The organism is Janthinobacterium sp. CG_23.3 (assembly GCF_046115965.1).
Lineage (GTDB): Bacteria > Pseudomonadota > Gammaproteobacteria > Burkholderiales > Burkholderiaceae_D > Janthinobacterium.
On record NZ_JBJXIB010000065.1, the window covers coordinates 21106 to 32433 of the forward strand.

The following is an 11328-nucleotide window of genomic DNA, read 5'->3' on the forward strand; positions in this document are numbered from 1 at the left end:
TTAGCGGGCGCTGCCCGGCTTGATATCGCTGGCACTGAACTCCTGCGCGTTCAGTTGCAGCACATAACCCGCGTTATCCAGCAGCAGGCGCAGCCTGTGCTCGCCGGGGGCGGCGTAGTTGGCAAAGACCAGCGCCGCCCAGGCGCGCTCCTTGGCGAAGCGCTTGGCGTCGAGGCGGATTTGCTGTCCCGGCGTGATTTCCACCGCCAGCACGGTGAGCGCCTCGGGGAAGGTGCGTTGCAGGTTCTCGCGCGCGCCAAAGTACTTGGCCGCCGACATCGCGGACAGGCTCTCGAGCATGGCCTTGTCCTTGACCAGCACGATATCGACCGCCAGCGCGCTGTCGGCATTGGCGTCGGCGGCGGCGGCGAGCGTGACGCTGGTCCAGCCGGGTTTGGCCGGCGCCGGCGCCAGGCCCACCAGCGCGCGCGCGCCCGCCACGGCGCCGCAGCCCGCCAGCGCCGCAACGGCCACCAGCGCGGCGGCGGCACGCATCCAAGCCGGGTACCGCGGGCGCCGCCACCGGGTGCGTGCGGCGCTCATGGCGTGGCCTTCGACTCCGGCGTCGACGCCGACGCCGGAGTCGACGCCGACGCGGCGCGTTCGAGCGACACCGCGGCGGCCGGCTCGGCGGCCATGCGCACGCCCAGCTGGAAGCCCAGCGAGAACAGCAGAACCAGCAGCGCCACGCCTGCGAGCACACCCAGCACCACCAGTCGCGGTGTGAAGTTGAATCGGTATTCCATCATCGGCCTCGCCAGACAAGGTTAAGGAAGCACCACGGTCGTCTGACCGGGCACGGAAATTTCGATCACGCCGCCGGCCATGCACATCAGCTTTGACGCGTTGTTCAACGCTGGCAGGCCGCCCAGCAAGACCGTCGGCGAACCGGGCATCCACGGCGCGGTGGTCAGCGGAATGCACGGCATGGGCACCAGCACGCCCAACGCCGCCGCCGTCGCCGCGGCAACCAGTGGGTTGGCCAGCGACGTGCACATGCCGAACGGCATGATGTTGACCATGGGTTTGTTATCCATGATGTTGGCGTCGGCCATCGACGTCATCACCTGGCTCAGTGGCAGTACATTCAAGGTGCCGGGCGCGAGACCGAACGAGCATTTCAGCATCGCCCCGCCGCAAACTTGTTGTCCCATCATTCCCCCCTTAGCAGTTGTTTGATCCGATCGAACAGCATGGGCGCCGCCTCGGCGTTGCCGAGCCGCTTGCCGCGCTGATTGAAGCGCGCCGGTTGGCCGCACGGCACGCCGTCGCGGTACAGCAGCTCCTCCATCAGCGCGCCGTTGGGCCAGTAGCGCCGCACCGGGCCGCACAGCAGATTGGCGCGGTAGGTACAGCGCTGCACCACTGCGCCCTGGGCGTCGTGATCGACCGATTCGCCGTCCAGCAGGCCATCCCGGTAATGGGCGCTGCGCACCTGGCGGCCCTCGTGATAAAAGGCGGCCGGCCCTTCCAGCTTGCCGTCCGCGAGCGGTAGCCGCGCCGTCATCTGGCCGGCTTCGTCGAACGACAGCGACGGGCCGTTGGCCACGCCATCGGTCATGCTTTGCGCAGCCACCCGGCGCCCATTGACGAAGGTCTCCATCAAACCGTGCGCGACCCCGTGCCGATACACGCTGCGCTGCACCAGCGCGCCGTCGGGGCCATACACCGCCATGGCGCCATGCAGCTTGCCGTCCTCGAAATGCGCGGTCATGGCCGGCAAGCCTGTAGCGCCGAACTGTTCCAGCGGGCCATGCAGCGCGCCGCCGGCCATTCCACAGCGCAGCAGCAGCTGGCCCTTGTCGTCGTGCTCTTCGATGGTCGTCGTCATCTAGTTCACCTTTGTCAGCGCGCCCTTGAGCGTCAGGTTGGCGCCCGCTTCCACCGTGTGCGCGGCGTCGGCCTTGCTATTGATGATGGGCGCCTTGCTCTCGATCTTCAGGCCCGCGCTGTGCAGCAGCGCCTTGCCGGCCTTGCTGCTCAGGTCGGTGCCCGCTTCGCAGGTCAGCGCGGTGCCGGCCTTGTTGATCAGCTCAGTGCCGGCCTTGTTGGTCAGCGCCTTGCCCGCGTCGTTGGTCAGCGTCTCGCCGGCCTTGGCCAACAGCGCCTTGGCCGCCTCCAGCGACAGCGCGTCCTGCGTGACGATCTTGATGGCGCCCTTGACGGTGATGGTCAAGCTGCCGTCGACGGTGAGCGCACAGTCGCCCTTGACCGTGTGCGTGAACTTGGCTTCGTTGGCATGGGTTTCGTCCCCCTTGACGGAGACGGCGCGGGTGCCGGCCACGGTGTGGATCTCCTTGCCCTTTTTGAGTTCCAGCGTGCGGTCGCCTTCTTCCAGGGTATGCAGCTCGGCGCCTTTCTTGAGCGTGGTGGTGAGGGCGTCTTCAATCTCGACCAGCATGTCCTTCTGCGCGTGCAGGTACAGCTGCTCGGCGTCTTTTTTATCCTCGAAGCGCAGTTCATTGCCGGCCGTGCCCTGCTTGGATGAACGCGTACGCAGGATCGACTGGGTCTGATTGGCCGGCAGTTCGGCCGGCGTCGTGTTGTTGCCGTTGTAGACGCTACCGGTGACGAGCGGCCGGTCCGGGTCGCCGTTGAGGTAGCTGATGACAACCTCGTGGCCCACGCGCGGCAGGAACAGCGCGCCAAAGCCCTTGCCGGCGGACGCCTGGGCCACGCGTATCCACGGCGCCCGTTCATGGTCGTTGGCGCCCCGGTCCCACGCAAAATGCACCTTGATACGGCCGTGCCGGTCGGTCCAGATTTCCTCGCCCGCCGGCCCTACCACCATCGCCGTTTCGCAGCCGCCTGCGCGCGGGCGCGGGGTCTGCGCCACTGGACGGAACGGCACGGCTGCGGGAAACGCCTCGAAGGTATTCGTATAACTGTCGGCGCGCGCGCTATGGCGCACGCGGCGCAGCACGAAGGCCGCGTTCAGCGCCGGCACGAAGTGGCCGGACAGCGTGAATCGCGTGCCGGCGGCGAAGGCGTGGCAGTAGCTGTCGCCATGCAGCAGCCGCGCGCCCGCCTGGCCGGCCTCCACCCGGAGCTGGGCCAGCGCCTTGGCCGCATCGAGCGTCGGCTGGCCGCTGGCGAATTCATAGATGGCGCCCTTGCCTGCGGTCCCTGCGAAACTGCCTTCGAGCGAGGTGTCGGGCGTGCGGAAGTCGTAGTCGCTCACCGTCGCCTTCTGCAGCGCGACGCGGTGCTCATGGGCGAAGCGCGTGACCGTGTCGGCCGGTTTGGTCAGGCCGGTGCCCGGCCAGAAGCGGATCTCGGCGCCGCCGTCGCAGTCGGCGAAGTGCGCCGGCGCATCGGCCAGCACCATGCGGTGGCCCCCGGCGCTGAAGGTGAAGTAGTAAACGATGCCGGCCTGCTCCATGAGCCGCGAGACGAAGTCGAAGGCGCTTTCGTCGTACTGCACGCAATAGTCGCGCTTGGGATAGACGCCTGCCAGTTTTGAGTCAAAGGAAATGCCAAACAAGGTCAGTACATCGCGCACAATCGCGTCCACGCTCTGGTTCGAAAAGACCTTGCGGTCGCGCGACAGGGTCAACAGCCATAGCGCGGGGACCAGCTCGGCCTCGTAGACGGCGAAGTCCTTGTCCTGTCCCGTCTGGACGAAGCGCGCCACCATTCCGCCGACGTGGCGTGGGGCCGCGCCCGGGACGCTGATCGTCACCGTCATATTTTTCCCGACCACCGCCTCCGCGCTGAGCGACGTGCTGCCCGAGCGCATGTGCAGACTGAACTTGAACAACTCGGACAAGCCCTCGCTGCCCTCCATGCTGTCGAGCAGCAGGTCATCGGCGCCCAGCGGGGAGCTGAGCCGCAACATGCCGCCAGCCTGTTTAAAGTTATCCTTCACGCCGCACCCCGCACCGGGCTATCGCGAAAGCTGTACGCGAACTGCTCGCCATCCATGCGCATATGGACCGCGCAGAATGCGCAGGCGGTGGACATGCGCTCCAGGACCTGCGACGACAACCGCGGCAGCACGGTCTGGGTCAGGATGAAATCGATGTTGCGGGCGCCGCTATCGACCTCGGTGCAGCGCGCGGTGATGGCCGCGGTGACGGCGTCGTCCCAGCTGAAGCGCGCCTGGTGATTGGCGCTGAAGCGCTCGGCAAGCCTGGCCAGCTTCATCTCGGCGATGACGCTGATTTCGGCGTCGCCCAGCGGGTAATACGGAACCAGCACCACGCGGCCAAGGAAGGCGGGGCTGAACTGGCGCAGCAACACCGGGCGCAGGCGCTCAACCAGCGCGGCCGGGTCGGGCGGCGCGCCGCGCGAGGCCTGGCAGGCTTCAGTGATCACGTCCTGGGCCGCGTTCGACGTCAGCAGGATCAAGGTGTTCTTGAAGTTGATCGAGACACCCTCGCCATCGTCCATGGTGCCCTTGTCGAACACCTGGAAGAACAGTTCCAGCACGTCGGGATGGGCTTTTTCCATCTCGTCGAGCAGCACCACGCTGTAGGGCCGGCGCCGCACCGCCTCGGTCAAGACGCCGCCCTTGCCGTAGCCGACGTAGCCCGGTGGCGCGCCTTTCAGGCTGGAGATGGAATGCGCCTCCTGGAACTCCGACATATTAATGGTGATCAGATTGCGCTCGCCGCCGTAGAGCATGTCGGCCAGCGCGCAGGCGGTCTCGGTCTTGCCGACGCCGCTGGGGCCGACCAGCATGAATACCCCGACCGGCTTGCCAGGGTCGTCCAGCTCAGCGCGGAAGGTACGCACGCGGCTGGCGATGGCGTCCAGCGCCTGGTCCTGCCCGACCACGCGCTCGCACAGGCGCTCGTGCAGCTGCAACACGGTGTGAATTTCATCGGCGAGCATCTTGCCAACCGGGATGCCGGTCCAGCCCGAAATCACATCGGCGACCGTGGCCGAATCGACGCACACCGGCACCAGCGCTTCGCCGTCCTGTATCGTCTCCAAGCCCTTTTGCAAGCGTTGCAGCTGGGCGGCGTCGGCTTGCTGCTCTTCGCTGCCGTCGCTGCGCTCGGCGATGCGGCGGCGCAGGATCAGGATCTCGTCCACCGCACGCCGTTCCTCGGCGAGCTTGTCGCGCAGCTGCGCACGGCGCGCATGCAAACGGGAGAGCGCAGCCGCCACTTGATCGGCCTGGGCGCCGTCACCCTCGCCGCGCGCCAGCTGCTTGCGCAAAATGCGCAGCTCCTCGACCGCCAGCATGATTTCGTGCTCGACCGACTCCAGCTGCGGCGGCGTGCCGGCAAGCGCCAGGGCGACCCGCGCGCAGGCCGTATCGAGCACGCTGATCGCCTTGTCCGGCAGCTGGCGCCCGGTAATATAGCGGTGCGACAGGCGCACCGCGTCGCGCACGGCTTCATCCAAAATTTCCACCTGGTGGTGACGGGTCAACACGTCCACCATGCCGCGCAACATGCCGATGGCCGCTTCCGGCGTCGGTTCGTCCACCTTCACCACCTGGAAGCGCCGCGCCAGCGCCGGATCGCGTTCCACGTGTTTCTTGTACTCGGCCCAGGTGGTGGCGGCGATGGTGCGCAGCTCGCCGCGTGCCAGGGCTGGCTTCAACAAGTTGGCGGCGTCGCCCTGCCCTTCGGTGCCGCCCGCGCCGATCAGCTGATGCGCTTCGTCGATGAACAGGATGATTGGCGTGGCCGAGGCGCGCACTTCGGCGATGACGGATTTGAGGCGGTGTTCAAACTCGCCGCGCACCCCGGCGCCGGCCTGCAACAGCGCCAGGTCGAGCGAGCAGACGCGCACATTGGCCAGCGCCGGCGGCACGCCGCCCTGCGCCACGCGCACGGCAAAGCCCTCGACCACGGCGGTCTTGCCGACGCCGGCTTCACCGGTGAGGATGGGGTTGTTCTGGCGGCGGCGCAGCAAAATGTCGATGATCTGGCGGATCTCGGCATTGCGCCCGCGTACCGGGTCGATGCGCCCGGCGCGCGCCAGCGCGGTCATGTCGACGGTGTACTGGTCCAGTGCCGGCGAGGCGCCCGCCGGCGCCACGGGCGTGCCCGACGCGGGACCGGCGTCTTCGGCCGATTGCGCCAACAGTTGCGCCAGATCGGCTTTAAGACGGTCGCGGGGGATCTTCAGCAAGGCCGGCGCGGTCTCGATCAGCACGCCACGCAGGCTGTCCAGCTCCAGCATTGCCAGCAGCACGGTGCCGGAACGGATCTGCTGCGCGCCCAGCCGCATGGAACTGTTCAACCAGGCTTCCTGGAACATCGCCGTGAAGTTGGGCGACAAGGCCGGGGTACGGCCGTTGCCGCGTTTGAAGCCATCAAGGCTCGCTTGCGTCTGGGTGCGCACCGCATCCGCGTCGATGCCGAAGTGCGCGAGCATCAGCGCCAGGTCCGGGGCGTTCGCTTCGATGAGCGCCAGCAAAAGGTGCTCCAGTTCGACGTTGAAATGGGTCTGCTGGACGCACAGTTCGGCCGCGCGGCCCATCGCGCGCTTGCACTCCGGGTTGAGCTTCGACATGAGCGTGCGGATATCAATTTGCATGGCCATCAGCTCCGGTCAGTGGTGCTTGGGCGCGCAGGTCGAAGCGCGGTTGTTGGTACGCTCGTGCGCTGCTGGCGCCGCTGCACAGCCAGGCGCTTTGCCCCAGGCGCGGCGCCAGCGCCTGCGCCCCGCCGAGACGGCTGGCCGGTTGCGCGGCCAACGCCGGTTGCAGGCTTACGCTGATGTCTTGCTGCAGATGGCGGGCCACCAGCCAGCCAAGCAGGCCGTATTGGTCGCCCGACGGCAGCAGCGCGGCGAACTGCGCAGGCGCCAATGGCGCTGTCGTGAGCGCCATCGCCGCCGACTGGTCCCAGGCGCGCGCGCCGAGACTGGCGCCCATGCCCAGCTGCTGTTGGCCTAGGCGGGCATGGTCGCGCGGGGCCAGCGCGTGCCAGCGGCCGACCATCTGCCGTCCGGCAAAGGCGACGCCGATGCGGTCGCGCAGCAGCGCCAGCAAGGTCGCCATGGAGCGCGGCGCGGCGCTTTGCAGCGCGGCGTGGCGCAGCCAAGCCTGTTCGCCATCCGGTCCGCGCGCGCCTTCGGCACGGCCCAGTCCCGACAGCGCGTCCAGTGCCCGCACCAGCGCAGCGCTTTCCCGCGCGTGCGGGCGCAGGGCCAGATGCCGCTTGCAGCGGCTGCGGTACCAGAAGCCGATCAGGCGCTGATTGAAAATGTCGAGGAAATCGAGTCCCGCGTGGTCGCGCTGGCGGCGCTGCTCCAGCAGCATTTCCGTGAACGGCGTGGCGATCGGGCCATGCCCGCCCGCCAGTGTCAGCGCGGCGGTGCGCAGCATCAAGGGTGGACCCGGCCGGGCGCTGTCGCCCAGGCTGGCAATGTCGCTCGCCGGGAAGGCGAAGTCGGTCTGGCCTGCCAGTCGCACCGCTTCATCGATACCCTGTCCGGTGCCGACCGGCGCACGCGATGGTTCGCTGCGTTCGAGCAGGCTGATGGCCTGGAACAGGTTGAACTCGTGCGGCGCGCGGCGCAGCTGGGCGATCAGATCAGGCATTGTCGCCCCACCATGGCTGGCCACTGCTTCCACAGTTCGCCACGCCGCACGACGGACAGTCGCACGAAGGAGTTGGCGGTGGTGTACAGCGCGAAAAAGCGGGCCAGCACCGCGGCCAGCACCAGCGGCGACGATCCGGCGAAGGCGTCCGCATCGAATTCGAGTTCGATGTCGGTGCCGCGGCAGTGGCCGCGCCACGTGTCGCCGCCAATGCGCGCCATGGCGCTGCTTGCGCGCAGGCGCTCGATGCCGCGTATCTGGACCTGGTCGCGCGCGCTGCCGCCGGCGAACAGCATCAGCATCCGCCGCAAGGTCAGTACGCTGGCGCCGCCGTGGACCAGCGAGTGGTGGTTCAGGCGCATCAGCGACACCAGCGACCACAGCGCCTTGGTGGCGGCGGCCGGCGCGCGCTGGGCGCTTGGCGGGTACAACGCGCGAATGACGGTGGAAGCGGCAATGCCGTCGCCGTAGAAGCGGGTGCCCGGCTCGATCTGGTCGGCCAACTGGCGGTTGGTGCAAAGCAGTTGGGCGTACATCACCTGCTCCGGCAAGGCGGCGCGCACATTGCCGCCTTCGATAAAGCTGAGATACACGTCGGTGCCGTTGATGCCCTTGCGCAGGCTGGTTTCGCGGCGCATGGTCCAACTCATTGGCGCGCCCTCGCCATCCACATCGGCGTCGGCGAAGGCGTTGGGAATCTGCACGCTGCGCTCGGCGTGCGGATCGGACGCCGTCACCGATACGATCGAGTGCACCTCCATGACGGCGTCGCGGCGGCGGTCGGGCACCAGCAGGTATTCGTAATGGCGGCGATTGAAGGCGATCGGCTCGCTGGTGACGGGGAACAGGTTCACCGTCGGCACGCAGTTGAGCAGCACATTGTCATGCGTCAGCAGCGACAGCACCGGCGCGCTGTGGGTGAAGACCAGGCGCACCGAAAAACGGCTACCGCTGCCCAGGCGCCCACGCAGACCGCTCAGGTCGAAGAACTGGAACTTGCGGGGGAAGGCGAAGTATTCCTGCACCAGGCCGTAGGCGGGGTGGGCATGACCGGGCTTGCATAACATCGCCTCGTCTTCGCCGAAACCGACTTCCGTCAACTGGCGGGGCGACAGGCGATGCACGCCACTGTCACCAAGCAGTTCCACGCGCTCCAGGGAACTGAGAAGCATCTCGTGCAGAGGCATCGTCGTCATCAGGTCCCCTGTCAGGTGCAGGGACAAGGTGTCCAACTCCAGCTCGGCGACATCGATGCCGGCGTCGGTCTGGAAGTCCAGGCGCAGCGTGCGCGGGTCGTCCTGCGCGATGTTCGCCACCCGCAGCGGCCACAAGGTCGTGTCCCACGCCACCTGGAATCGGCACTGTTCGCCGCTAGCGGCGCTGGCCGACAGCATGGTTCCGCGCCGTACCGGCATGCCGGCCGTGACCTTGCCTTCGGTGGGATCAAGCGCCATCTGCACGACGGTCATGGCGGGTACCGGCTGCGTCAGATTGGGACACAGATTGTCGAGCATGGCGCCGGCCACGGCGGGTTGATCGCGATCCAGATCGCGGTGCAGGCGGGCAGTGACAAAGGCCACCGACTCGATCATGTGCTCGGTATGCGGATCGGCCGTCTCGGCGCCCGTCAACATCAGGTGGCGCGCGACTTTCGGATAGCGCGCGGCGAAATCGGCCGACTGCGTGCGCAGGTAGCTCAACTCGCGGCGATAGTATTCGAGCAGGTCGTCCTGGCTGTTCATGGTCACGTCCCCGTCCTTACGCGGCCGCAGCCAGTTGCGCCGTACCGTCATTGAGGAGCACGTGAAAATACACGCGGCACACATGCCAACCGAGGGCGACGGCGGCGTCGATATTGATGCGCGCCGCCGCCGGATGGTGGTCGTCGTGCGTGATATGCACGTGCACCTGCGACAGGCGCGGTTCGTACAGCGCGATGGCGCGCGCTACCACCAGCTCCCAGCGCGCGATATCCGCCGCCGATTGCGGCGACATTCCCAGCGTATCGGGCAGGCCGTAGTGCAGCGCCGTTGGCGAGTCGCTCAAGAACTGCTCAATGGTCAGGCCATTGCGCACATTGAACAAACGGACCATGTCTTGCCGCAGCGAGTGTTGCAGGCCATCTGGATCACGCATCTCGTCGTCCTCCGTTGCCAGCAACTTGCCGCAGAGGCGGTCGAACAATGGCATCGGTGCGCTGGCTGGCATGGCGTTCATGGGATCCCCCTGGTCAAGGTTGCTTACGGTGGAAAGAAGGCGCTTCGTAGATCGGTTAGTACGGAGTCAATGGTAGGCGGCCGGTCTCGCGTAACACTAGTAACAAGTGCGTATCTATGGGTAAGCCGGGTTGATACACTGACCTACGAGGGAAAGCGCCGCCTTTTTGCGCAGCTGCGCAAAATTTTTATACTTAGTTCCCAGTATGGTAACGGCGTGCATTTGATACGGACGGTGCTTCCCATCATGCCGGCGCAATCATTGCAAGGAATCCCGACCATAGCTTGCTAGGCCGTGATGATCAAATGGTTGTTCAGGATCAAGGCCGGGGAAATTCGTCAACCTGCCTTTTGCAGTGCAATGAAATGAATCTGTCAAAGCTTTGGAACAGGCAGGTTTAGCAAGCCGCGAAATATAGGGGAACGTATCAAATCTCGGGTTAAGCATTCAATCATCGCGTCTTTATACAAGAGCGCGCGACTCAGCGGCGGCAGATCTTTAGCACATTTTTTGGCCGCTTCGATCAGAATATAGACGTGTTCTAATGTGATTCCCATCGGAAAGTCCGGAAGTGTCCGAACGTGTACTATTAGAGCGACGGCAAGATTGGCAGCTGGCACGTCTATGTCTTCAGTATCGGCAAAATATGCCGCAAGTTGTGTCCGGTTGAACGTGTTGAAATTAATGTTCCAGTCAAATCCAACTGGATGAAAACTCTGGCCAGCGCGGTGCCTGTATTGGCCAAATCGTACCGCCTCGCCGGGCATGAAATCGTTGAGCGCCTCAATTGCTGCCATCAGCAAAGCGACGCCTTGAGTCGGACGGGCTGCAGCCGGTAGCGATTTGCCAATGTCGACATACGTAGCAAGCTTGCTTAGTTCGCGCTCGATCTGCTTCTGCCTGATCTCCTGCTCAGAGAGATATTTAGGGAGTGATTTCGCGCCGAATCCCGCTCGCTCTGTAGCCATGGCGGAGCCGACAATCATCAGTTCTTTTCCGGGGGTTCCCAAGGCAAGCAATGCAGGTTTTTTGCTGATCGCCATATTCATGTCGTAAAATGGAATCAACTGCTTCGCCAACTGTTGACATACAATCCTGGGGATACCATCCGTCGTCGTATGACCAGCACCCAACGCGTAAACAAGCACGTCCACATGTTGAGTTTCGGGAACAATTTTTGGATGGGAGTCCTTGTGGATCACAAGCTCAAGAGTGATATCCTTCGCTATCTCAACTCTAGACAAAAACGCAATTTCCCGTAACGCTGCCGTCTTCTCTTGAACGACATTGTTACGGCTTCCGGGCGGGAAGGCATCAGCGAACTGCTCGTCCAAATTCCCTGCGCCTGGTCGTTTGAACCAAATAGTTACAATCATTTTTCTCAGCATAGCCATTTCGACTACCCAGGCGGCCGTTGCGGAACCGCCATATACAGCCACTTTTCGGCCCTCGCAAGCCTGCCCGTCGGGCATGGACCAATTGGAGTGCAGGAAATCGGTGCCGCTTACAACCCAATCCACCCAAGTTAAGGATTTTCCAACCTTTTAACATGGTTTTTGGGCCATGTGCTTGTGCGGCTTCGGCCTGGCTTTGCGTGTTTTGGA

General features: G+C 65.1%; 10 protein-coding genes. All 10 read right to left on the minus strand.

Going from position 1 to position 11328, the window contains the following annotated elements; translation table 11 throughout:
• Positions 1 to 543, minus strand: a complete 543-nt coding sequence (locus tag ACFDR9_RS15970; RefSeq protein WP_409031636.1) for a hypothetical protein — start codon at positions 541 to 543, stop codon at positions 1 to 3.
• Positions 540 to 749, minus strand: coding sequence for a hypothetical protein (locus tag ACFDR9_RS15975; protein ID WP_409031637.1), 210 nt, complete (start codon positions 747 to 749; stop codon positions 540 to 542). Before ACFDR9_RS15975 ends, ACFDR9_RS15970 begins: the two co-directional genes overlap by 4 nt.
• Before the next feature lie 18 nt (positions 750 to 767).
• Complete coding sequence (locus tag ACFDR9_RS15980; RefSeq protein WP_026132811.1) at positions 768 to 1154, minus strand: DUF4280 domain-containing protein; 387 nt, start codon at positions 1152 to 1154, stop codon at positions 768 to 770.
• The gene (locus tag ACFDR9_RS15985; RefSeq protein WP_409031638.1) at positions 1154 to 1831 is read right to left on the minus strand and encodes a toxin-antitoxin system YwqK family antitoxin; all 678 of its coding nucleotides are present in this window, start codon (positions 1829 to 1831) and stop codon (positions 1154 to 1156) included. Before ACFDR9_RS15985 ends, ACFDR9_RS15980 begins: the two co-directional genes overlap by 1 nt.
• Positions 1832 to 3838 (minus strand): type VI secretion system Vgr family protein, encoded by a 2007-nt coding sequence (locus ACFDR9_RS15990; protein ID WP_409031639.1) that lies wholly within the window; start codon positions 3836 to 3838, stop codon positions 1832 to 1834.
• Positions 3839 to 3864: 26 nt separating this feature from the next.
• On the minus strand, positions 3865 to 6498 hold the full coding sequence (gene tssH, locus ACFDR9_RS15995; protein WP_409031640.1) for a type VI secretion system ATPase TssH: 2634 nt from the start codon (positions 6496 to 6498) through the stop codon (positions 3865 to 3867).
• Entirely contained in the window at positions 6488 to 7507 is a 1020-nt protein-coding gene (gene tssG, locus ACFDR9_RS16000) for a type VI secretion system baseplate subunit TssG (RefSeq protein ID WP_409031641.1), read from the minus strand. Before tssG ends, tssH begins: the two co-directional genes overlap by 11 nt.
• A complete protein-coding gene (gene tssF / locus ACFDR9_RS16005; RefSeq protein ID WP_409031644.1) occupies positions 7495 to 9249 on the minus strand; it encodes a type VI secretion system baseplate subunit TssF in 1755 nt (584 codons plus the stop codon). Before tssF ends, tssG begins: the two co-directional genes overlap by 13 nt.
• Positions 9250 to 9265: 16 nt before the next feature.
• Positions 9266 to 9724 carry a type VI secretion system baseplate subunit TssE gene (gene tssE, locus ACFDR9_RS16010; RefSeq protein WP_409031642.1) on the minus strand — a complete coding sequence of 153 codons (459 nt, stop codon included), beginning with the start codon at positions 9722 to 9724 and terminating at the stop codon, positions 9266 to 9268.
• A gap of 374 nt (positions 9725 to 10098) precedes the next feature.
• Positions 10099 to 11244, minus strand: coding sequence for a hypothetical protein (locus ACFDR9_RS16015; protein WP_409031643.1), 1146 nt, complete (start codon positions 11242 to 11244; stop codon positions 10099 to 10101).
• Positions 11245 to 11328 lie beyond the last annotated feature (84 nt).

What these genes read in the sequence shown, in the direction of transcription:
- ACFDR9_RS15970 (WP_409031636.1), bottom strand. Translation starts at nt 543, where the DNA reads ATGAGCGCCGCACGCACCCGGTGGCGGCGCCCGCGGTACCCGGCTTGG.
- tssH (WP_409031640.1), bottom strand. Translation starts at nt 6,498, where the DNA reads ATGCAAATTGATATCCGCACGCTCATGTCGAAGCTCAACCCGGAGTGC.
- ACFDR9_RS15985 (WP_409031638.1), bottom strand. Translation starts at nt 1,831, where the DNA reads ATGACGACGACCATCGAAGAGCACGACGACAAGGGCCAGCTGCTGCTG.
- tssF (WP_409031644.1), bottom strand. Translation starts at nt 9,249, where the DNA reads ATGAACAGCCAGGACGACCTGCTCGAATACTATCGCCGCGAGTTGAGC.
- tssE (WP_409031642.1), bottom strand. Translation starts at nt 9,724, where the DNA reads ATGAACGCCATGCCAGCCAGCGCACCGATGCCATTGTTCGACCGCCTC.
- ACFDR9_RS15975 (WP_409031637.1), bottom strand. Translation starts at nt 749, where the DNA reads ATGATGGAATACCGATTCAACTTCACACCGCGACTGGTGGTGCTGGGT.
- ACFDR9_RS15990 (WP_409031639.1), bottom strand. Translation starts at nt 3,838, where the DNA reads ATGTTGCGGCTCAGCTCCCCGCTGGGCGCCGATGACCTGCTGCTCGAC.
- ACFDR9_RS15980 (WP_026132811.1), bottom strand. Translation starts at nt 1,154, where the DNA reads ATGGGACAACAAGTTTGCGGCGGGGCGATGCTGAAATGCTCGTTCGGT.
- tssG (WP_409031641.1), bottom strand. Translation starts at nt 7,507, where the DNA reads ATGCCTGATCTGATCGCCCAGCTGCGCCGCGCGCCGCACGAGTTCAAC.